This window comes from Viridibacterium curvum, assembly GCF_039544165.1.
Classification (GTDB): Bacteria; Pseudomonadota; Gammaproteobacteria; order Burkholderiales; family Rhodocyclaceae; genus Viridibacterium; species Viridibacterium curvum.
This window is the reverse complement of sequence record NZ_BAABLD010000005.1, coordinates 171,346-191,776: the sequence shown is the minus strand read 5'-3', so window position 1 is coordinate 191,776 and position 20,431 is coordinate 171,346. Positions and strand designations below refer to the sequence as shown.

Below are 20,431 nucleotides of genomic sequence, written 5' to 3'. Positions count from 1 at the left end.
GGCTCAGTCCTTGATCAGTTCCTTGAGCCCGGCCAGCAACTCGGCATCGGTGAAGGGCTTGTGGATGTAGCCGTGCGCGCCATTCATCAAGGCCTGCAGCGCGGTGCGCTTGTCACTGAGCGCCGAGACGACGAGGATGCGCGCCAGGCCAGACACCTTGGCGATTTCGCCGATGCATGCCACGCCATCCATGTTGGGCATGGTCAGGTCCATGGTCACGATGGCAGGCCGGTACTTGCGCGTCAGGTGGATGGCCTCGACGCCATCGCGTGCCAAACCGACGATCTCGATGTCGGGTAGGTCCTTGTTCTGCGCCACCTGCATGATGCGTTTGCGCATCACCGAAGAGTCATCGACGATCAGCATCTTCATGCCGAGAACTCCACGCGGAATTCGGTGAAGGCGCCAGGTTGGGTCAGCAGTTTGAGGTGCCCGCCGATGCGTCGCACGGCCTCTGCCACCACGTCCATGCCTACGCCACGCCCCGCGTGTTCGTCAGACTTCTCTGCCGTCGTGAAACCGGGCCGGAAGATTTCCATCAACACCTGCTTGTCGGAAAGCTCGGCCAGCGCCTGTGCCGAATAACGGCCGCTCTTCTGCAGCACTTCGCGGATGCGCGCCGCATCGATGCCACGTCCATCGTCACGCACCGATAGCGCATAGCGCGACGGTCCGGTCTCGGCCAACACCACACTCAGCTTGCCCGCCACCTGCTTGCCCGCCTCAAAGCGCTCCTGCGGCGCCTCCAGGCCGTGCGCCACCGCATTGCGTACCAGCTGTGCGGCGATCACCTGCAGGGCCGAAGCGGCCTTGTGTTCGAGATTGCCCAGCTTGTCGAGCTGGATCTCGGCATTCACCGTCTTGCTGTAGTCGCTGGCGATGCGACGCGCAAGACTCGCCAGCGCACGCGCCAGATCCGGCGTGTCCGCAGCGACGCTGGTGACCTGTGTTGCAAAGCGCGACATCACCGTACGCAACCAGCCCAGGCGCTCGAACAGCTGCTTGAGATGCACCGACACGCCAATCAGTTCATCACCGTTCAGGGCTTCGCGCCCGCGCAGCGTCGTCAGCAAACCCTCGAAGAGATCAGCGTCATGCACGATGAACTGCGCTCCCAGCAGGCCGGCATTCGCCTTGATGGTGTGCACGGCCCGGAAGATGTGTTCGACCAGGCGACGATAGTTGCCACCGCTACCCTCGATGGCGCGCAGCCTGTCATTGATGTCCAGCAGGGCCGACTCAGTCGTACTGATGAAACGCGACAACTCGGCAGGCTGCATGCGTGCCAGCTCCAGCAAGGCAGACAGCTGTTGATCGGCCTGGCCTTGCGAGGCAGCGAGTTCGGCCCGCGTACGCACCAGTTCCGTGACGTCCGACACCGTCACCAGCAGGTGGGACAGTTGCCCCTCCACCATCACGCGGTTGAACGAGAAGGAAAGATTGCGCGAACCCTCACTGGTCTCGACCGAGAGCTCACGCAAAGGGTTGAGGTCACGCACCAGCGACTCCTTCACCCGGTCACCCAGCAGCAGGCGAATGTAGTCAACCGCCAGCGAGTAATCCTCTCCCTTGACCATGGCGCGCAACACAGCGGCGAAATCGCTGCCTGCCGGCAGAGCTGTTCCCAGCAAGCCAGCCAGCGAAGCGGACTGCTGCACGCCCACGATCATGTTGCGGTCGATGAGGAACAAGCCCTCGCCCACCGTACCCAGAATTTCAGCCGTTTCACGTTGCGCCTGCTCGGCCTTGCTGTCGCTCTCGCGCAGTTTGCGGATGAACTTGAAGAGGATGAACATGAAGTTCAGCAAGGCGAACACGATGCCTACCGTCTGCACAAGGCGCAGCCGTTCGGCCTGCGTCGAGGCTACAGCTTCCAGGCGCACTGTCAGCGCGTTCATCTGCGCCAGCAACTGCTTGTTATTCGCCAGCACGGCGGTCGACGCAGCGACGATCAGCGGCTCCGTCAGCGCTGGTGCCTGCCCGACCGCATTCAGCGTGTCGCGATAGGGCTCCCACAACGCGCCAGCCTTGGCGAGCACCTCGCGTCCCGTAGCGTCTTCAACCGCCCGCAGGCGCACCGGTTTGCCATCAGCGCCCGGCACTTCGCCACCTGAGCCGAACGCGGTCAGCGTGATGTCAAACAGTCGAACCGCGTCGCGCAATTCCTGCCGTGTCAGCTCGTTGGCCGAGCCGAGGCGCATCTCGGCATCCAGCGCCAGTGTGGCCTTGGCCATGCGTTGCGAGAGCATGCGCTGGCGACCGGCGAGGTTGATGGCTATGGCGTCTTCGCCGATGCGGTAGGACGTATAGAAGTTGAGAACCAGGACTGCGAGGTCGAAAATCAGGAAGAAGGCCACGGCAAGCACGATTTCACGGTACTTGCCGAACTGCGGGACAACGCGGAATCCTGGCATGGGAAGCTATGAACAAAGTGATAGAAACGCCGGGATGTTGCAATTTCCGCACCATGCTCCACAGTGGGCAAACAAGGAGAAACGGGCACCGAGTCGGGGCAGAATTACGTCCTTTCTCACTGACAGAACAGCCAGGACGGTGCAAGCTCGCAGGAAGAAGTTCCCCCGCGGCAGCTGACGCGCTCGTCGGGCATTCGCGGAACAAGCGCACGAACTGCAGATAATTGTCGCTTCAGGCCAGCCCCTGACGAGCCGTAACACCCGGAACGTCGTACGCCATGCGATCCGGCCCGAAGGAGACCAACGATGATGATTTCCGCTGTATTGCGTTCCGCCCTGACCGCCCTGCTTTGCCTGGCCGCTACCGCCGCTTCGGCACAAAGCCTCAAGATCCTGCATGTCACGAGCTACAAGTCGGACTGGGCGTGGGTGCAGGATCAGGCCAAGGGCTTCCAGGAAAGCATGGGTGACGCGGAAATCGTGATGCGCACCGTCGACCTGGACGCCAAGCACAATTCTGCCGAACAACTGAAGCAGGCCGTGGCGCAGACCATTGCACTGATCGAGAGCTGGAAGCCTGACCTGATCTACACCACCGACGACGTCGCTCAATCGGAAGTTGCGGTGAAATATCTCAACGGTCCTACTCCCATCGTCTACTCCGGCGTCAACAAGGCACATGCCGATTACGGCTTCGACAAGGCACGCAATGTCACCGGTGTGCTGGAGCGGGAACACTTCGCCGGCACCCTGTCGCTGCTGCGTGACATCAAGGCGGCACCGAAACTGAAGCTGGCCATCGTTCTGGACGATGACCCTACCTGGCAGGGCGTGAAGGAACGCATCAACACAGAACTCGCACGCCGCAAGGACGTCGAGGTCACCCATTGGCTGCAGCCCAAGACCTACGCCGAATACCGCAAGGCCATGACCGACCTGCAAGGCAAGGTCGACGCCGTCGGCCTGCTGGGCATCTTCCGTTTCGCCGGTGCGGACGGCAAGTTCGTCGACTACGAAACCGTGCTCAAGTGGACGGCCGAAAACAGCAAGCTGCCCGACTTCTCGTTCTGGGACACGCGCGTCGAACGCGGCACGCTGTGTGCCGTCACCGTGTCGGGCATCGAACAAGGCCGGCTGGCTGGGCGCATGGCACGCCGCATCCTGGTCGACAAGGTGTCACCGGCCAGCATCACACCCGAGGCGACTGCCAAGGGCAGACCAATGATCTCGCTGGCGCGCGCCCGCAAGCTCGGCATCCCCATTCACGCCACCACCCTGCTCAACGCCGAAGTGTTGACCCGCTTCAGCTGGGATCCGCAGTGACCATTTCGCTTCCCCTCCGCATCAACCTGATTTCGCTGGTGTTCGCCGCACTGGTGGCGACGGTATTGACGGTCATCGGCGGGGCATTCATCTACCAGCAGCAGCGTCAGAACGCGATTGCCCGCGCGCAGATAGCCTCTGACGAACTGGCGAGCCGTGCCGAGCGACTGCTCGGCATGCAGCTGCGCTACGAAGACTTCCTCGGTTTCGACGAGCAATGCAGTGCAGTAATCCGCAACGATCCTCTGCTCAGCGAATCGGCGCTGTTCAACGAACGCGGCATCCAGCAATACCGCAGCAATGCGGGCGGTATTGCCTGGCCCATCGGTGAAAGTCTGCCTGAGCCCGGCTCGACGCGTACGCTGACCACCCACAACGGCGTGATCGTCGTGCACCCCGTCGTGCTGGGCAAGGACAACGTGCGTGGCTACACCATTGTGGCGATCAACAGCGAAACCCTGCTGCGCGAAACCTTCCGCCCCATCGGCTGGCTGGTGCTCTCGGGCATGGCGCTGTTCATCGTTGGCCTGGTCATCCAGCAAGGCATATTCTGGCGCGCCGTGGGCCGGCCGCTGGCGCGCCTGGTGCGTACCGCCGACGAACTGCGTCCGGGTGACCCGGCACAGATCGTCGCCCTGCAACAACTGACGGAGAAGGATGACATCGGCCGCGTCTATGCCGCACTGGCGCGCCTCATGCAGCGCCTCGCCGACGCCCGCAACGAACTCGTCGCGCAGAACACGCAACTCGAAGCCGCCGTGCGCGAACGCACCGACCAGCTGGAAAAAGCCAATGCCGAACTGGCGCTGGACATCGAACGCCGTAAGGAACTCGAAGACGAGCTGCGCACGCTGGCCAGCACCGACTCGCTGACCGGTCTGGCCAACCGCTCGTTCATCATGCCCTACCTTGAGCGTCGCCTTGAACAGGCGCGCCGCAACTACTCACCGCTTGGCGTCGTGATCCTCGACTTCGACGGTTTCAAGAACATCAATGACACCTACGGCCACGCCGTCGGCGACCAGGCCCTGCAGATCATGGGACGGCGCATCGAGCAGGTCTGTCGTCAATCCGACGTACTGGCCCGCCTTGGCGGCGACGAGTTCCTGATCGCCTTTGAAGCCTTTCTCGACGACACCCAGGCCGAAGCCTTGTGCCGTCGCATAATCATGCTGTTCGAGCAGCCGCTGCAGATCAATTCCCTGAGCCTCAAGCTGGGCGTGAGCATCGGTGTGGCGATGTTCCCGCGCAATGGCAGCGACCTGGTGGCCCTGCTGACCGCCGCCGACCGCGCCATGTACCAGGCCAAGAGCGAGGGAGGCGGTTTCCATTTTGCGCCGACCAGCCACACGTTGACACCGCACGTAAGCAACCAAGCTTCGCTGTAGCGCCGGAACCCGGCATACTCCGTGCAGCCCTGCAACGGAGACACTGCATGACCCGCCGCTCTGGCAAGCTGCCTCGTCCCCCCCAATTACTCCCGGTCTTCCTGCTGCCCATCATCACGGCCTGCAGCCTGCTCGAACCCTCCCCGCGCATTGGCCCCTATACCGCAATCTCGCTGAACGGCTTTTCCGACGGCATCAACCACTGGCGCAACCGCTACGGCAGCGACTACGCCAAGTACAGGCCCGAACAGATTGTCGAGATCGCAGACAACGTGCTGCTCTACCAGCGCGACAACGGCGGCTGGGTCGAGAACCGCGACCCGACCCGTATCCTGAATGCAGAAGAGAAAGCCGCCATCGCCGTCGAGAAGACGAACGCAACGGGCAGTTTCGACAACCGCAACGTCTATTCGCAAATCGAGTATCTCTCTGCGGTCTACCAGCAGACCTACGAACCGCGCTTCCGCGCTGCGGCGCTCAAGGGCATGGACTACCTGCTCTCCATGCAGCACACGCGCTGCGGAGGCTGGCCCCACACTGTACCGGGCACCGAGCGCTACCATCCCTTCATCACCATGGCCGATGAGGTCACCTCGGGTGTTTTACGCACGCTGCGCAAAGCCAGCACTGGCAGCGCGCCTTTCGAGTACCTGCCATACAGCGTCAAGCGACGTGCGCAGGCGGCACTCGAACGCGGCGATGCTTGCGTGTTGCAGCTTCAGGTAATACAGAACGGACGCCTGACCGGCTGGGCCGGTCAGTACGACCCGCAGACGCTGCAGCCCGCGCAGGGGCGCAGCTTCGAGCTGGCGTCCATCGTGTCGCAGGAAACGGTCGAGATGCTGCGCTACCTGATGAGCATCCCCGAGCCTTCGCCCGAAGTCATCCGTGCCATCGACTCTGGCGTGGACTGGCTCGAGCGCTCGAAAATCACAGGCTGGCGACTGGAAACCTTCAAGATCGACCCGCCGATCAAGTACGACTACCACACTGCATCGACAGATCGCCGCATGGTCGAAGACCCAGCAGCTCCGCCGCTGTGGGCGCGCTTCTACGACCTGCAGGACAACAGCGTTGTGCTGGCCAACCGCGACAGCATCCGCGTCAGCCGCTACGCCGATATCCATCACGAACGCCGCACCGGTTACGGCTGGTACGGTGCCTGGCCCGCCAAATTGCTGGATACCGAGTATCCGGCCTGGCGCCAACGCGTTGACCGCACTGCGGTCGCGGCGCAATAAGAGGAAGCCGCCCAGCATGTCCGTCATTGCCGTCATCAACCGCAAGGGAGGCGCCGGCAAGTCCACGCTCTCCACTCACGTCGCCAGCTACCTGGCCAGCAAGGGCAGCGCGGTCATGCTCGGGGATGTAGACCGGCAGCAGTCCTCACGACTCTGGCTGAGTCTGCGACCGGCAGATCGGCCGCGCATCAGTGGCTGGACCATGGATGAACGCAACTTCGCGCGGCCGCCAGCGGGCACAGAGCATGTCGTGCTTGACACCCCCGGCGGCTTCCAGGGCGTCGGTCTCATGAAGGTCGCACTGTATGCCGACGCCATCCTGATCCCGGCCACACCCTCGATCTTCGACCGCACCGCGGCTGCCGACAGCCTTGCCGAATTGCGCACCTTTCCGCGCATCGCCAGCGGCCGCTGCAAGATTGCCTGTGTCGGCATGCGCATCGACGGGCGCACCAAGCAGGCAAGCGTACTGCGCGATTGGGCGGGTCAGCATGAGCTGGAACACATCGGCACACTCAAAGCCGCGCAGGCCTACAACACCTGCCTGGAACACGGCATGTCGATCTTCGACTTCCCCGCCAGCAAGGTCGCGCCGCTGCTCGAAGACTGGCAGCCCATCCTCGCCTGGCTTGAGAGCGTGCTGCAGGCAGCCCCGATCACGCCCAGCATTCATCGCCCCGTAGATGGCAGCGCCACGCGGCCTCCCGGCTTCCTGCGCAAGGACGTGTAGCACTCAAGCTGCCCCCGGGTATCGCCGCTAACACGGAAATGCCACCCGGGAGAGGCCCATGCCCCCACGCAGCGTGATCGTGTCGATGTTTCTGCGACTGATGGCCGTCGCGCGCTATCGGTTCATCATGGAGCTGCTGCTGATCTTCATGGTTGTCTGGTGCGGCTGCGCGATTCTCGTCTTTGCCTTCGAGTCAGGCGTCAATCGCCGCATCGATAGCCCCCTGAGTGCGCTTTACTTTCTGCTCGTCAGCATGATGACATCGGGTGACTCCGCCGTTGCCCCCCTCACCACGGGCGGGCGACTCATCATGAGCATCGTGGTAGTGGCCAGCAAGCTGCTGACAGCCTTGCTCTGTGCACTCGCGGCAGCCGTTCTCATCGAACGCAAGATGAAAGAAGAAATGGGGTTGAAAATGCACAAACTGCAACACCACATCGTGATCATCGGCTGGAACCTCAAGGGCGCCCAGATCATCAAGACCTTGCGTGCTGAGTCCGCGCATCAGGATCGCCCCATTCTGGTCGTAGCCGATACCGACCAGAAACCCTATGACGACCCGCTGACGCACTTTACGCGCAGCCCGGTGCCCATCCGCAAAGACACCATCGAGCGCACCTGCCTTGGCGAAGCGCGCAGCATCGTCTTGCTGGCCAACTACGCAGAAAGACAGAACGCTGACGCCCTGACGGCTGTCAGCTGTTTGCTGGCGCGCCAGGCCAATCCCGACGCCCAGATCATCGCCGAGTTGCTCGACCCCAGCCAGCGCCTCTATCTCGAAGCTGCCGGCGCCAATGTCATCGTGGGGATTGGCGAAGTCGGCGGCTTCCTGCTCGGCGAAGCCGTCATCGGCAACCAGACCGCACGGCAACTGCTGGACTACGTCGCCAGCAAGCCAGCCTCAGCCAAACAGTCTGCTGCCTGAACGGTCAAGCCGTTTGCAAGGCCGCAGCCAGCGCCTTGTCCATCACCAGCACATGCTGGCGCAGCCAGTTGGTCAGAAAATGGTCGATGTCCAGCACCGGCGTGCGTGCGCCGCGTGCAATGCGTGACTGCAAGGCCTCCAGCTCGCTGATGAAGCGCGCATGCGCTGCCTGATGCTCACCGAGGTCGGGGTAATCGATGCTGCGCATGAACACCTCTTCGCGGCAGAAATGCGTGTCGGCGTAGTGGATCAGGGCATCGACGATGGCTTGCGTCTCCTGATTGACGAGCCCGCTGCGCATGTCGACGTGCAGCATCTCCAGCAGCTCGAACAGGCGGCGATGATCGCCGTCGATATCCTCGTTGCCCACACTCAGGTCGGGAGTCCATTTGATGAGTTCCATGCGTTTTCCTTCAGCTCGATGAGAGGTTCCCTTCATCATTGGCAGCAAAGACGCATTCCGCGTTGATACGGGTCAACCCGAGGAAACACACCCACAAGCTTGCCCGCAATAACTGCGGCTCAAGTCCAGCGCGGATCAGACCGAAATATCCCCGATAGCCCCCGGTCTGGAATCCGCCCCCCATGTCGAACGAACACGAAGAAAAGCGCGCGCGACAACGCTTCATTGCCCGCCGTGGCGACACCCCGTTCTTCTGGATCATCATCGAAGGGGAACGTATCCCGCTGGAAGATCTCTCCCTGGAAGGCTTCAGCGTCAAGGCCGAAGGCCTGCTCAAGGGCGGCGAACCCTTCCAGTTCGAAATGCGACTGCACGACATCCCGGACAAACTGCGCGGCGAGGCACAGGCCATCAACCACATCGTCGGCTCGCCACAGGGGCTATGCGGCTGCCGCTTCCTGTCGCTCACGCCCGGCATCGACCGCCTCACCGAGTGGCTGACCGTGCACGTCATCGCAACCGCAACCGTGCGCATCTCGGTAAAGGACGCAGAAAAGATCGTTTCCGGCCCTTCCTTGATCTGACCCGGATGACTGGAACCTGAGAAAATTTTGTCCTGCACTGGCCGGAAAACCTGATCCCATGCGCTTTGACATATCTGTCAAAATCGCCGCGCTCCGGGAACAAAGCGGCCAACAATGCTGTCAGCACCCGTGCTGCGAGCCCCCGCTGAAAAAGGGGCTCCCGCCATCAACATCGTGTCGTCAAAAAGGAGGTAAGGGATGAAACAGAGCTTTCTGTGCGTGTCTGTGATCGCTGCTTGCGCAGCACTGGCCGCCTGCTCGAGCATGAATTCGGGCAAGGGGTCCGCAGCCCCGACGTCGTCACAGGATCTGGGTCGCCAGGTCTTGCCTGCCAACGAAGGCTGGGCTGCCTCAGGCGCAGGCGTCGACGGTGGCTCCAAGGCGAAAGCCGAGCACGTCTTCACCGTGAGCAACCGTGCCGAGCTCGTCAAGGCGCTCGCCGCTGGCGGCACCAATCCCAAGATCATCTACGTCAAGGGCACGATCAACCTGTCCGTTGACGACAACAACAAGGAACTCTTCGAGAAGGACTACGCCGCCCCCGGCTACAACTTCGACGCCTATGTGAAGGCCTATGCGCCCTCGGTGTGGAATACCAAGCTGGCGAGCAACAAGCGTCCGCCCAAACCCAGCGGCCCGCTCGAAGACGCGCGCGAACTGTCCGTCAAAGCACAGAAGGCTCGCGTGGTCATCGATCTGACCTCCAACACCACGCTTGTGGGGCTCGGCAAGGACGCCAAAATCGTGCGCGGCAACCTGTTGATCGGCAATGGCACCGAGAACGTCATCATCCGCAACATCACGTTTGAAGACTCGTTCGACTACTTCCCGCAATGGGATCCGGCCGACAGCTTCAGCCTCAACAAAGACTACCCTGGCTGCCAGGAAACCTTCGTGGACGCCAAGACCGGCCCGCAACAATGTCCGGGGGGCCGCTGGAACTCCGAGTACGACAACATCTCGATCAATGGCGGCAAGCGCGTGTGGGTAGACCACTGCACTTTCACCGACGGCGAACGTGACGACAAGAAGTTCCCCTCCGTCTTCCCGTTCCCGCACAACCAGATCGAGCAGAAAGTTCAGCACCACGATGGCCTGATCGACATCACCAACGGCGCTGATCTCGTCACCATCACCTACAACCACTTCCAGAAACACGACAAGACTTCGCTCATCGGTGGCAGTGACAGCGCCACAGGCGACACGGGCAAGCTCAATGTGACCTATCGCGCCAACTTCTTCGACAACAGCGGTCAACGTCTGCCTCGCGTGCGCTTCGGCAAGGTGCACAGCTACAACAACCTCTTCGTTGGCGACGCTGCAGGCTATGACCCCAAACTGGGTGGTCTGGCCGCACACGAAAAAGCGCTCAAGGAATCGGGCTCAGTACCCATCTACCGCGGCGCTTTCGGCATCGGCAAGGAATCAATGATCTATTCGGAGAACAACGCCTTCGAAATCAAGAACGGCGGTGCCGAGCTGGGTGCGCAGATTCAGAGCGGCGGCACCAAATTCTTCGATACAGGCTCATGGGTCAATGGCAAACCGGCGGATCTTGTCGCAGCCGTCAACAGCATCGACCCCAAGCGCCAGGTCTCGCCTGATGTGGGCTGGAAGCCCACGCTCTACGGCAAACCCGCCATGCCTGCCAAGGACGTACCGACATACGTGCGCGCCAACGCAGGTGCCGGCAAGCTCTGACCTGTCACTTCGCCGCACAACTGAAAGCCCCGCCTTGTGCGGGGCTTTTTTTGTACCTCAGTAATGCGGCGGAATCTCATCACGCGGGTCGCGCTTCTCCGCGCCCTGACCACTCCCCTGCATCTGCGTGTACAGCAGACGGATCTGGCTCTGCAGCAGATCGATCTGCTCCTGCTGCCGGAAAACGGTCTTGTTCAGTTCATCCAGCAAATCTTCCGCCAACGCCAGCTTGCTTTCGATGGTGATCAACCGCTCTTCCATATCCCCAACCCCTTGTTTTTCCAGTCTTGCCGCCGAATTCAGCAGCTTCATCAGTTTCGCCATTTTGCCGCAGCAACGGCACTTGAATTTTCCGCCGCCACGATCCAAGCTAAGCCAGTTCTGCCGGTCAGCACACATCCGGCGGGATGCATGTCGCTATGCCATCCCCTCGGCAGCAGCGCTCATACAACCACAATATTCACTGGAGACAAGTCGTCATGTTCGCAAAGCACCTTCTTGCGGGGGCCGTGCTGGCCGCCGCCTTGCTGCCTGCCACATCACAGGCCGCCAATCGTCCCGCAGGCTACGTCACCATCTGCACCGAAGGCAAAACCTGTTCGGTCAGCAGCGCCACCAGCGTAGCTTTCGGTCGCGCAGACAAATTCACCTACAAGACGCTGACTGGCAGCTTCGTCTGCAGCGAGGCCACCTTCGGCGCGGGCAGCAAGGTCGCTGGCGGCACCAACGAGTGCTCAGTCCCGAGCGGCACCTCGTCCTCGTCTGCGCCTGCCTCCTCGTCGTCTTCCTCGTCATCTTCCAAATCGTCGAGCAGCTCGTCCAGCACGCCCTCGTCGTCTTCTTCCTCCTCCTCCTCGACGTCGTCCATCGCCAGCTCATCCTCGTCGTCCAAATCCTCCTCGTCTTCGAGCACGGCTCCGATCGCCTGCGCCGTGACAGCCGGCACGCCGACTGACGGCATTGTCGTCGACGGCTTCGCCTCGGTGCCCACCATGGGTCTCAACACCACCACCGGCGGCGTCGGCGGCTGCGCAGTGAAGGTCAAAACCCTCGACGAACTCAAGACCTACAGTGACTCCAACAACAAGTACGTGATCCTGATCGACGGCGTCATCGACATGGCCGGCATGGTGCCGCTGCGCTCCGACAAGACCGTCATCGGTTTGCCCGGCTCCAAGCTCATCAATGGCGGTTTCGAGATCTACAAACGTCAGAACATCGTCATCCGCAACGTCTTCTTCCAGGGCGCACCGGACGACACGCTGAAGATCAACCAGAACACGCACCACGTCTGGGTCGACCACTGCACCTTCTCGGATGGTGACGTCTATCCGGACGGCAAGGAACACGACGGCCTGTTCGATATCACGCGCGAAACCACGCACATCACCGTCAGCCGCAGCCTGTTCAAGAACCACAGCAAGACCATGCTGATCGGCCATAGTGATGGCGCCACGGGCGACACCGGCTTCCTGAAGACCACGGTTCACCACAACGTCTTCATGACCGACCAGCGTCACCCGCGCGTCCGCTTCGGCGAAGTGCACGTCTACAACAACTACTTCCTCAACAACGCGCTCTATGGCGTGGCATCGACCATGAACGCCAAGGTGCTCGTGGAAGGCAACTACTTCAAGAACGTGCCCTACCCCTCGTACGTCGGCTACGGCGACTCCGGCCCGGGCGAACTGGTCCAGCGCAACAACATCCTCGACAACTCGGGGACGTTCCAGACCGCTGGCTCGGCCTTCGATCCGAAGACCTACTACAACTACACCGTCGACGATCCTTCGACCATCCCGAACCTGCTGAACAAGGTTGGCGTGGGCATCATCGATCCGTGGAAGGCCGCAGGCGTCGCCCAGTTCTGACGCAGCATCCGCAAAAAGGAAAACGCCGGCTTCGTGCCGGCGTTTTTCATTTTCTGCGCGCAGCCACCTCGCCTCCGAAGTAGCACATCAGCACGCAGCGACAACGGACTCCGCAATATCGGGCCCACATTTATGTCGCGGCAAGAGAACGATGCAAACACCTATCAGCAAAGCCGCTGCAACTGTTCTGGAAAGTAGCGGCAAACGCAGCTGCAGTCACACAAGTGCTGCAAACACACAAATCCCGATGACAGCAATCAGCACCGGACTCAAAGCGGTCATCGCAACGCAGTACGCCGCCGACAAAAGCGCCGCTATTGCGGCGGCAAGCAAAGCAAGACAACCGCTGCCATAACGGCCGACTCGAAGAAGCAAATGCGGTCTCATTTTCCAGACGTTCGGCTTCAAAAGCTCACTTCAACGAAAACTCCACCCGCGGCCCGCCACCCACCGCGTCAGCCGCCAGCTGCGAAGACACCAGGAACACCCGCCCAGCCGGCACCTTGCCCTTGCCCAGCAACCAGTCACGCACAGCCTGTGCACGGCGGTTGGCAAGACTGCGCAGTTCGCTTTCACCGATGTTGATCGGCGCCATCAGCATGGCTTCCATCTCGGCCTGCGGCAGCTTGCGTTCCAGCCCCAAGGCGTTCTTCGGTCGCTGGATGGGGCTTTCGGAATAGAGCTGTTGCAGCAGGGGCAGGTATTCGGCTGGCGCGATCATCAGTGCATCAACGTCACCGACAGCCTCGCCACGTCGTGCGCTGTTGGCGGCCTTGAGTGCGCGCAAGCGCCCCATCAAGGCTGCACGACGCAGTCCGGGTGTGTCGCTCGCTGTCTCCGCGACGCCGGCGACATCCAGCACCAGCGAGGGGCGCTCGACCAGGGCCTTGGACAAGGCCTCCAGACGCGTTTGCGTTGCTGGCGACAGCTCGGCAATGCCGGCGGCGAACTCGACGCGTGACAGTTCTTCACCCCCGCCGAACACGGCACTCAGCGCTGTGAACGGGGAGCGCACAGCCTTGGTGATGAGATTGGTCAGCGCCCGGAGCAGGACGCGCCCGATGCTGAACTCGGGATCATCCAGTGTGCCGCTCACAGGCAGGTCAACTTCGATCACACCGTTACGGTCCTTCAACAAGGCCGCCGCGAGGCGCACCGGCAAGGATGTGGCGTCGGGGCTGTCGACCGCGTCGCCGAAGGTGAGCTGATCGAGTCGCAGCTCGTTCCCTGCCGTGAGCTTGCCGTCATGCAGGTGGTAATCGAGCGACATCGACAGCTTGCCCTTGCTGATGCCATAGCCCGCGTACCGACCCGAATATGGCGAGGTGCTGGTGAGGTCGATGTCGGTGACCTTGGCGACGATGTCCAGCACTTTGTCACGGCGCAGCGGATTGAGCTTGCCGGCGATGGAGATGGGCGCAACCTGATCAACGCTACCCTTGAGGTCGAGTTCGGCGACGGCATCGGCATCTGACGCCAGACCACGCAGGCTGCCAGCAAGCCCGCCCACGCGCATGTCAAAAGCCGGCTTGACGAAGCGGTCGCTGAAATTGATTTGCCCGCCCGAAAGCAGCACTTCATCCAGGCGCACCTTGATGGCAGGCGCCTGCATGTCTGCCTTCGCCTCAGGCCTGGATTCGGCTTTCGCCTCCGGCTTTGCTTCGCTCGCCGGTGCACCAGCCTCTGCCGACGGCGACTTCTGCCCCAGCATTGCGCTGAGGTTGAGCTGGCCTTTGTCGTTGAGGATCAGGCGCGTATAGAAGTCATCGAGTTGCAGACGGTTCAGGCTGAGGCTGGCAGGCTCGGTGCTGTAGCTCAGGCGCGTGGCGGCGAGACGCTTCCAGCGCAGGAAGTCGGCGTCATTCGCTTCGTCGAGCAGATTGAGGCCGCTCACCGCCACGTCGCCGTTCCAGCTGATGCGGGGCTTCTGTTCGGGCGGCAGGCTGAATTCGAGATCGCCACGCGCGTCCAGCACACCCTGCGTCAGCAGCACGTGCATCACACTGTTTACGTAGGGCTGAGCAAACAGCAGGTCGATGGCCTGCAGATCAGCCGTCAGTTTGCCGCGCAGGGGCGACAGGCCGAGGCGGCCATCGACGCGCAACTTGCCCTTGCGATTGACGACCGCGGCCACACCCAGCTTTCCCATAGCTTCGGGACCCAGGCCCTCGGCCTGCAGGCTCAATTGCTCCAGCGACAACGACACAGGCTCCCGACCCGTGCGGTCTTCGATGCTGGCATTCCAAGCGGAAATGTCCGCCTTGCCGGTGCGGATCTGCCAGGGCTTGGCCGTAGTCGCTGACGAGGCAGCGCCTGCGCTGGTGCTCGTCGCTACGGTTTGGGTCGTTGCCACTTCAGGCTTGTCGGGCGCTGCGAAGAGCCGCGCGAGGTTGATCCCTCTGGCGTCACGCAGCACACGCACACTGGCATCTCGGCTGCGCAATTCGCCCAGCGTGAATTGCTGCTTCGCCATGTCGAGCGAAATCTCGCCCAGATGCAGCTGGGCCACCCGGATTGCAGGCGGTCGCGCTGCCGTGGGTTGGGTCTGGAGTTTGGGTTTGGGTTTGGCTTTGGCTTTGGCTTCGGCACTGCCATCCGCCAGATCGGGCACGCGCAGGTTGGCCACATCGAAACTGCCCTGCGAGAGTCGCAAACCACCCTGCTCGCCCGGCAGCCAGGCCAGGCGCACAGCGGCCGAAACACCGCCCGAAGGCTGCGCAGCGCCCAGGGCCTCGGCGTAATACGGGCGATAGCGCTCCAGCTGCAGCGCGGCCAGCGCCAGTTGCACATCCACGGCACCGCTGTTCACATCGACGCTGCCTTGCGCCTTCAGCTCGCCTGTTGTCGCCGCTTCAACACTGGCCGTCAGCTGCGCGGGCCTGGCCCCTTTCTGCAGATTCAAGCCTTCCAACTTCAGGTCAAGCGGCGTCAGTTCGCTGCTGAAGCCACCTGGCACCGCATCGTCGCGCCAGCTCACGCTGCCGCGTTGCACTTGCAGACTGGCGAGCGAGATCTGCACTGCGCCCGACGATGAGGCCGCTGACTTCGACGCAGAGGCGGCAGGCATCGATTGCGCCCGCGCGACCGGGGTCGTGGTCGTGGTCGAGGAGGATGCTGCCGACAAGCCCGGCAGGGCGATGCTGCCGTCAGCACGGCGATGCAGCGCCAGACGTGGCTCAAACCATACGACCTTGCCAAGCGCCACACGCAGCGGTGTGGCTAACGGTTGCACATCGAGCAGCTCGACCTGCAGGCGGCGCCAGCCGAGCAGATCCTTCCCGGCCGTATCGGTCAGTTGCACTTCGGACAAAGCCGCTTCGCCACGCAGCGTGAACATTGCGCCGGTCGCGGGTCGCTCGTGCCACACCAGCTTGAGCTGCGTCGCCAGATGCGCTGCCGTCACCTTCACGGGCAACTTGTCCGGCAGATAGGCCAGGTAACGCGTCACATCGAAGGGATCGAGATTGAGGTCCAGCGTCGCTTCGCGGTGGTCTGCAAAAGGCGTCACCTCGCCATCCAGTGCCAGCACCGTGCCATTGAGGCGCGCCTTGATCGTCGGCTTTACCTTCACCGCCACATGCGAGGCAATGCTGGAAATGAAGGGCAGCCCGATATCGATGTTGTCGATACGATGCTGCAGGGACACCGGCTTGTCGTCGAACTCGATCAGCCCGTCATGCAACTCGATGTTGTTGAGCGCAAAGCGCGCCGGCTCGCTGGGCCCGGGTGCGGACGGCCGAGCCTTGAGGCGGTCGATGATGTCGGAGAAGCTGAAGCGCCCTGCCGCCAGCCGGCTGAAGCGCACGGCAGGCTGATCGACACGCAGGCCCGACAGCACGACGCCGCGGCGGAACAGGCTTTCCAGCGGCGCCACACGCACTTCGAGGCGAGCAATGCTGAGCAAGGGCTGATCGCCCTGCTGCGCCCCCAGGCGCAGATCCTCCACCGTGGCACGGAACAGGAAGGGATTGATGTGCAGGGCGCCGACGCTGAGCTGTCGGCCGAGCACCGCCGTCGCCTCGCGCTCGATGAGTCCATGCAGGTAACGCGGCAAAGCCACACCGACCGCAAGTCCGTACATGAGCAGGACAACGCCCAGGCCAATCAGGAAACGGGGTCGGCCCAGAAAAGCAAGGCGGCTGAGCAGACGCGCGAGACCGGCTTTCTCAGCAGGTCCGGTGGAAGGTGATGCAGCGGGTTCCGTCATGCAACGAGGCTAGCACAGCGAGGCTGCGCCGCAGCGGGCGTTACAACTTACAACACCACGCCATTGGCCGCAGCGATGGCTTCAGCCTTGGCGCCATCAGGCAGGCGATCAAGCATCGCGCGCATCAGCTTGTCGTCGACCAGCGTCACGTGACGCGAACGCGCCACGGCCACCACGTCGTTAGTGAAGCCAGCTGGCGCCACGAAGAAACCCTTCTCGACCCCTGCATCATCCATGTCGCGCAGGAACACCTCGTAGCGCGCACTCCCCTGCACGGCGTCATCCGCCTCGCACAGCAGCAGCGCGTTAGCCTTTTCACTGTTGCGGGGAAAGAGCTTGATGCGATACGCGCCCGGCACGCCGGTCGCCACCATCTCGCTGCGCAAGCCGTTGAAGCGGTACAGCGCAATGCAGAAGCGTTCCAGCGCAGCCTGCGTCCAGACGGTGGGCAAACTTGCCGGGGCCGCGACGGGCGATACGGCGGGCGACATGGCGGCGGCGGGCGCTGCGCCGACACCTGGGGCCGGCACTGCACCGCCATCGGGGGCAGCGCTTGCCGCCGGGGCCGGCACACTGCGCACCACGCGGGGCGGCGGCTCATCATCGACGAACACCGTGGCCTCGAAGGGCATGCCCTCTTCTTCAGCAGTGCGCTGCTGCAGGATGCGGTAGATGGCGACTGCGCAACCCGCAAAGCACAGCACGGTTGCCAGCAGCTGCAGGAATCCCGCGAAGCGGTTGCCCGCCATCAGGAAGGCTGGCAACACGTAGGCCAGCACGAACACGGCCAGCGTACGCAGCGCCGCGCTGAGCCAGCTGTTGCCGAAAGTGATGCCTGTCAGGCCGGAAGACTGCTGCTGCATGATCCTGCTCCTAGGGCGTGTTCACAGCGACCGGATGCCGCAGTCAGTCCCGGTCCGTCAGGGCCGCATGATACGCCAGCGACCTGCGGAGCGCAGGACGGGGCGACGAGCAGGCGGCAGCGCGCGAGCAAAGGGATTTGCCGGCCGCGCATCAGGGACTATGCTTGCACCACTTTTGCAGACATTCTCCGTAGCCCCTTTCAGCTTCACCTGCCTGCACAACACCTGCCGAGGAGACCCCGCATCGTGCAAGACGACGTGATCGCGCGCGCGCCGCTGAACCCCACGCACCTGGTCATCGCCCTGGTTGGCGCGGCCCTCATCGTTCTTGGTGCCCGTTTTGCAGTGGATGCGCTGGCCAACCGCAGCGCGCCAGAACCGGCCACAGCCGTCGCGACGGCACCTGTAGCAGTGCCCTCCGTCGACGAGCGCGCCGAGGCCGAGGCCCGCGCCCAGCGCCAGCAACGCGAACAGCAACTGATCGAACAGGATCGCTTGCTGCGCGAGCAGAAGAAAGCCGACGCCCTGCGCGCACGCGAAGCCGCAGCAGCCATGGCCGCTGCCGAAGCCGATGCCAAGGAAACCGCATGGCGCCGCTTCTTCCGCCCCGCACCCAAGTGCAGCAACCCGGCCGACGACGCAACGCGCATCGACTGCAGCAACCAGTACCTGCGCGCCCGCGAGCGCTTCGAGAAGCAGTACGCCGAAGGCAAGCTGCAGTAAGGCCCGAACGAGGCCCCCCTCCCTCGGCAGGTCCGAAGGCAGGTCCGACTTCAGTCGGACACCCACACCCGGCGTGCGACTGAAGTCGCACCTACGGCAAGCCGTGGTCACAGCAGCTGGCGCGTACAATCACGGGCATGCTCAGCTACCGCCACTCCTATCACGCCGGCAACCACGCCGACGTGCTCAAGCACCTCGTCCTCGTCCAGCTGCTGCGCTACCTCGGCCAGAAGGACAAGGGCTTCCAGATTGTCGACACCCATGCAGGCGCCGGCCTGTACGCGCTGGATTCCGAACACGCCAGCAAGCTCGAAGAACATCAGGGCGGCATCTCCCGCTTGTGGGACCGTAAAGACCTGCCCCCTGCCGTCGCCGAATACGTCGCCGAAGTGCGCGCGCTCAATGGCGGCGGCGCGCTGCAAAGCTACCCCGGCTCACCCTGGCTGGCGCACCGTGCCCTGCGCGAGCAGGATCGTCTGCGTCTGTTCGAGCTGCACAGTACCGACTACCGCACGCTCGCCAGCTATTTCAGCCATCAGGGCGGCAAGCAAACCATCGTCTACGCCGACGACGGCTTTGCCCACCTCAAGGCCCTACTGCCGCCCCCCACGCGCCGCGGCCTCGTACTCATCGACCCCTCGTACGAGCTGAAAGAAGACTACGGCCGCGTGCTGGGTGTACTGCGCGAAAGCCTGGAGCGCTTCGCCACTGGCACCTACGCCGTGTGGTACCCCATGCTGCCCAAGCTGGAAGCCACCGTGCTGCCCGAGCGCCTCGTCAAGATCGGCGCTGCCAACTGGCTGCATGTCACCCTCTCAGTGCGCAAGGCCGCAACCGATGGTGGCATGCATGGCAGCGGCATGTTCGTCATCAACCCCCCGTGGACGCTGGCACAAACCCTGAAGGCGGAGATGCCCTGGCTGCGCGACGCGCTGGCCGAGAACGACGGCGCATCTTTCACGCTTGACCACGCATCAGTCTGAACCCACTGCGCCATTTAGCGGGGCTAGAATCACTGCTGCTTTCCGTGCAGCACCATCGTCCCCTCACAAACCAGATTCAGGGAGTCTCACCATGCGCAAGCTGATTGTTCTGATCGCCACCGTGTTTGCAGCCAACCTCGCCTTCGCCGCCGACGCCGGCTGTGAAGCCAAGGCACTGAGCAAGGATGGCAAGCCGCTGGCCGGCGCGGCAAAGAATGCATTCATCAAGAAGTGCGAAGCCGACGCCAAGGGCGGCGCCGCTGACAGCGGCTGTGAAGCCAAGGCCGTTGGCAAGGATGGCAAGCCGCTGGCCGGTGCTGCCAAGAATGCCTTCGTGAAGAAGTGCGAGGCAGATGCCAAGGGCGGTGCTGCCGCAGACGCAAAACCCGCCGCCAACGCCACAGCAGCCTGCGAAGCCAAGGCGCTGAGCAAGGACGGCAAGCCGCTGGCCGGCGCTGCCAAGAACGCCTTCGTCAAGAAGTGCGTGGCTGACGCGAAGTAAATCCCGCCGGGCGAAGCCCTTGAAGCCCATTCCCGGCTTCGCCCTTTTCAATTCAGGAGACGATCATGAGCGCACCGATCTACGATTTCACGGTTGAAACCCTCAAGGGCCAAACCACCACGTTGGCTCCATGGGCCGGCAAGGTCCTGCTGATCGTCAACACCGCCAGCAAGTGCGGCCTCACCCCGCAATACGAAGGCCTCGAAGCCCTTCATCGCAAGTACGCCGACAAGGGGCTCGCCATCCTCGGTTTCCCCTGCAACCAGTTCGGCGCTCAAGAGCCCGGTAGCGCCGACGAAATCGAGAGTTTCTGCAGCGTGAACTACGGTGTGAGCTTTCCGATGTTCGCCAAGATCGACGTCAACGGCGACACCGCACACCCGCTCTACAAATTCCTCAAGGATGCCGCGCCTGGCATCCTCGACACCAAGGCCATCAAGTGGAACTTCACCAAGTTCATCGTCGGCCGTGACGGCACGGTCATCGACCGCGTCGCCCCGACCACTGCACCTGCCGAGATCGAAGCGCGTCTCGTTGAACTACTGGGCTGACACGCACGACACCCATGAAAAA

The 20,431-nt window shown here is 62.7% G+C and carries 19 protein-coding genes; 13 read left to right on the top strand and 6 right to left on the bottom strand.

What is annotated here, in order from left to right; genetic code table 11:
* Positions 1 to 3: 3 nt before the first annotated feature.
* Both ABEA02_RS05040 and ABEA02_RS05035 read right to left on the bottom strand, forming a co-directional pair.
* Positions 4 to 372, bottom strand: coding sequence for a response regulator (locus ABEA02_RS05040; RefSeq protein WP_345531768.1), 369 nt, complete (start codon positions 370 to 372; stop codon positions 4 to 6).
* On the bottom strand, positions 369 to 2,414 hold the full coding sequence (locus ABEA02_RS05035) for an ATP-binding protein (protein WP_345531767.1): 2,046 nt from the start codon (positions 2,412 to 2,414) through the stop codon (positions 369 to 371). Before ABEA02_RS05035 ends, ABEA02_RS05040 begins: the two co-directional genes overlap by 4 nt.
* A gap of 306 nt (positions 2,415 to 2,720) precedes the next feature.
* On the opposite strand from ABEA02_RS05035, the gene ABEA02_RS05030 reads away from it, so the two are divergent.
* From ABEA02_RS05030 to ABEA02_RS05010, 5 genes are read left to right on the top strand one after another with little or no spacing between them, the layout of a single operon-like run.
* Complete coding sequence (locus ABEA02_RS05030; protein WP_345531766.1) at positions 2,721 to 3,737, top strand: ABC transporter substrate-binding protein; 1,017 nt, start codon at positions 2,721 to 2,723, stop codon at positions 3,735 to 3,737.
* Positions 3,734 to 5,125, top strand: coding sequence for a diguanylate cyclase domain-containing protein (locus ABEA02_RS05025; RefSeq protein ID WP_345531765.1), 1,392 nt, complete (start codon positions 3,734 to 3,736; stop codon positions 5,123 to 5,125). Before ABEA02_RS05030 ends, ABEA02_RS05025 begins: the two co-directional genes overlap by 4 nt.
* A gap of 47 nt (positions 5,126 to 5,172) precedes the next feature.
* On the top strand, positions 5,173 to 6,366 hold the full coding sequence (pelA, locus tag ABEA02_RS05020; RefSeq protein WP_345531763.1) for a pectate lyase: 1,194 nt from the start codon (positions 5,173 to 5,175) through the stop codon (positions 6,364 to 6,366).
* A gap of 16 nt (positions 6,367 to 6,382) precedes the next feature.
* The gene (locus ABEA02_RS05015) at positions 6,383 to 7,096 is read left to right on the top strand and encodes a ParA family protein (RefSeq protein ID WP_345531762.1); all 714 of its coding nucleotides are present in this window, start codon (positions 6,383 to 6,385) and stop codon (positions 7,094 to 7,096) included.
* A gap of 58 nt (positions 7,097 to 7,154) precedes the next feature.
* Complete coding sequence (locus ABEA02_RS05010) at positions 7,155 to 8,021, top strand: NAD-binding protein (protein WP_345531761.1); 867 nt, start codon at positions 7,155 to 7,157, stop codon at positions 8,019 to 8,021.
* A 4-nt stretch (positions 8,022 to 8,025) separates the two neighbouring features.
* Here ABEA02_RS05010 and ABEA02_RS05005 read toward each other — a convergent pair whose 3' ends face one another.
* Positions 8,026 to 8,424: a bacteriohemerythrin gene (locus ABEA02_RS05005; protein WP_345531760.1), complete on the bottom strand. Its 399-nt coding sequence runs from the start codon at positions 8,422 to 8,424 to the stop codon at positions 8,026 to 8,028.
* A gap of 182 nt (positions 8,425 to 8,606) precedes the next feature.
* Here ABEA02_RS05005 and ABEA02_RS05000 point away from each other — a divergent pair, with 182 nt between their 5' ends.
* Both ABEA02_RS05000 and ABEA02_RS04995 read left to right on the top strand, forming a co-directional pair.
* Positions 8,607 to 9,008 carry a PilZ domain-containing protein gene (locus tag ABEA02_RS05000; RefSeq protein WP_345531759.1) on the top strand — a complete coding sequence of 134 codons (402 nt, stop codon included), beginning with the start codon at positions 8,607 to 8,609 and terminating at the stop codon, positions 9,006 to 9,008.
* 198 nt (positions 9,009 to 9,206) lie between these two features.
* Entirely contained in the window at positions 9,207 to 10,709 is a 1,503-nt protein-coding gene (locus ABEA02_RS04995; RefSeq protein WP_345531758.1) for a pectate lyase family protein, read from the top strand.
* A 57-nt stretch (positions 10,710 to 10,766) separates the two neighbouring features.
* On the opposite strand, the gene ABEA02_RS04990 is transcribed toward ABEA02_RS04995, so the two are convergent.
* On the bottom strand, positions 10,767 to 11,021 hold the full coding sequence (locus ABEA02_RS04990) for a SlyX family protein (RefSeq protein ID WP_345531757.1): 255 nt from the start codon (positions 11,019 to 11,021) through the stop codon (positions 10,767 to 10,769).
* A gap of 167 nt (positions 11,022 to 11,188) precedes the next feature.
* Here ABEA02_RS04990 and ABEA02_RS04985 point away from each other — a divergent pair, with 167 nt between their 5' ends.
* Together ABEA02_RS04985 and ABEA02_RS04980 are read left to right on the top strand one after the other, a co-directional pair.
* Positions 11,189 to 12,580 carry a pectate lyase family protein gene (locus ABEA02_RS04985; protein WP_345531756.1) on the top strand — a complete coding sequence of 464 codons (1,392 nt, stop codon included), beginning with the start codon at positions 11,189 to 11,191 and terminating at the stop codon, positions 12,578 to 12,580.
* 151 nt (positions 12,581 to 12,731) lie between these two features.
* Entirely contained in the window at positions 12,732 to 12,935 is a 204-nt protein-coding gene (locus ABEA02_RS04980) for a hypothetical protein (protein ID WP_345531755.1), read from the top strand.
* A gap of 57 nt (positions 12,936 to 12,992) precedes the next feature.
* Here the strand turns inward: ABEA02_RS04980 and ABEA02_RS04975 are convergent, their stop codons facing one another.
* The gene (locus ABEA02_RS04975; RefSeq protein ID WP_486391269.1) at positions 12,993 to 16,787 is read right to left on the bottom strand and encodes a DUF748 domain-containing protein; all 3,795 of its coding nucleotides are present in this window, start codon (positions 16,785 to 16,787) and stop codon (positions 12,993 to 12,995) included.
* Between the two features lie 47 nt (positions 16,788 to 16,834).
* Positions 16,835 to 17,650, bottom strand: a complete 816-nt coding sequence (locus ABEA02_RS04970; protein WP_345531753.1) for a restriction endonuclease — start codon at positions 17,648 to 17,650, stop codon at positions 16,835 to 16,837.
* A 246-nt stretch (positions 17,651 to 17,896) separates the two neighbouring features.
* Between ABEA02_RS04970 and ABEA02_RS04965 the strand changes: the two genes are divergently transcribed.
* The 4 genes from ABEA02_RS04965 to ABEA02_RS04950 all read left to right on the top strand — a co-directional run bounded on the left by ABEA02_RS04965 (position 17,897) and on the right by ABEA02_RS04950 (position 20,409).
* Positions 17,897 to 18,373, top strand: a complete 477-nt coding sequence (locus ABEA02_RS04965; protein WP_345531752.1) for a hypothetical protein — start codon at positions 17,897 to 17,899, stop codon at positions 18,371 to 18,373.
* A 137-nt stretch (positions 18,374 to 18,510) separates the two neighbouring features.
* Positions 18,511 to 19,356 carry a 23S rRNA (adenine(2030)-N(6))-methyltransferase RlmJ gene (locus ABEA02_RS04960; protein ID WP_345531751.1) on the top strand — a complete coding sequence of 282 codons (846 nt, stop codon included), beginning with the start codon at positions 18,511 to 18,513 and terminating at the stop codon, positions 19,354 to 19,356.
* 91 nt (positions 19,357 to 19,447) lie between these two features.
* Positions 19,448 to 19,858, top strand: a complete 411-nt coding sequence (locus ABEA02_RS04955; protein ID WP_345531750.1) for a hypothetical protein — start codon at positions 19,448 to 19,450, stop codon at positions 19,856 to 19,858.
* Between the two features lie 65 nt (positions 19,859 to 19,923).
* A complete protein-coding gene (locus ABEA02_RS04950; RefSeq protein ID WP_345531749.1) occupies positions 19,924 to 20,409 on the top strand; it encodes a glutathione peroxidase in 486 nt (161 codons plus the stop codon).
* Positions 20,410 to 20,431: the final 22 nt, after the last annotated feature.

What these genes read in the sequence shown, in the direction of transcription:
- ABEA02_RS05015 (WP_345531762.1), top strand. Translation starts at nt 6,383, where the DNA reads ATGTCCGTCATTGCCGTCATCAACCGCAAGGGAGGCGCCGGCAAGTCC.
- ABEA02_RS05010 (WP_345531761.1), top strand. Translation starts at nt 7,155, where the DNA reads ATGCCCCCACGCAGCGTGATCGTGTCGATGTTTCTGCGACTGATGGCC.
- ABEA02_RS04950 (WP_345531749.1), top strand. Translation starts at nt 19,924, where the DNA reads ATGAGCGCACCGATCTACGATTTCACGGTTGAAACCCTCAAGGGCCAA.
- ABEA02_RS04985 (WP_345531756.1), top strand. Translation starts at nt 11,189, where the DNA reads ATGTTCGCAAAGCACCTTCTTGCGGGGGCCGTGCTGGCCGCCGCCTTG.
- ABEA02_RS05005 (WP_345531760.1), bottom strand. Translation starts at nt 8,424, where the DNA reads ATGGAACTCATCAAATGGACTCCCGACCTGAGTGTGGGCAACGAGGAT.
- ABEA02_RS04990 (WP_345531757.1), bottom strand. Translation starts at nt 11,021, where the DNA reads ATGAAGCTGCTGAATTCGGCGGCAAGACTGGAAAAACAAGGGGTTGGG.
- ABEA02_RS05035 (WP_345531767.1), bottom strand. Translation starts at nt 2,414, where the DNA reads ATGCCAGGATTCCGCGTTGTCCCGCAGTTCGGCAAGTACCGTGAAATC.
- ABEA02_RS04995 (WP_345531758.1), top strand. Translation starts at nt 9,207, where the DNA reads ATGAAACAGAGCTTTCTGTGCGTGTCTGTGATCGCTGCTTGCGCAGCA.
- ABEA02_RS05030 (WP_345531766.1), top strand. Translation starts at nt 2,721, where the DNA reads ATGATGATTTCCGCTGTATTGCGTTCCGCCCTGACCGCCCTGCTTTGC.
- ABEA02_RS04980 (WP_345531755.1), top strand. Translation starts at nt 12,732, where the DNA reads ATGCAAACACCTATCAGCAAAGCCGCTGCAACTGTTCTGGAAAGTAGC.
- ABEA02_RS04960 (WP_345531751.1), top strand. Translation starts at nt 18,511, where the DNA reads ATGCTCAGCTACCGCCACTCCTATCACGCCGGCAACCACGCCGACGTG.
- ABEA02_RS04970 (WP_345531753.1), bottom strand. Translation starts at nt 17,650, where the DNA reads ATGCAGCAGCAGTCTTCCGGCCTGACAGGCATCACTTTCGGCAACAGC.
- pelA (WP_345531763.1), top strand. Translation starts at nt 5,173, where the DNA reads ATGACCCGCCGCTCTGGCAAGCTGCCTCGTCCCCCCCAATTACTCCCG.
- ABEA02_RS05040 (WP_345531768.1), bottom strand. Translation starts at nt 372, where the DNA reads ATGAAGATGCTGATCGTCGATGACTCTTCGGTGATGCGCAAACGCATC.
- ABEA02_RS04975 (WP_486391269.1), bottom strand. Translation starts at nt 16,787, where the DNA reads ATGACGGAACCCGCTGCATCACCTTCCACCGGACCTGCTGAGAAAGCC.
- ABEA02_RS04955 (WP_345531750.1), top strand. Translation starts at nt 19,448, where the DNA reads ATGCGCAAGCTGATTGTTCTGATCGCCACCGTGTTTGCAGCCAACCTC.
- ABEA02_RS05000 (WP_345531759.1), top strand. Translation starts at nt 8,607, where the DNA reads ATGTCGAACGAACACGAAGAAAAGCGCGCGCGACAACGCTTCATTGCC.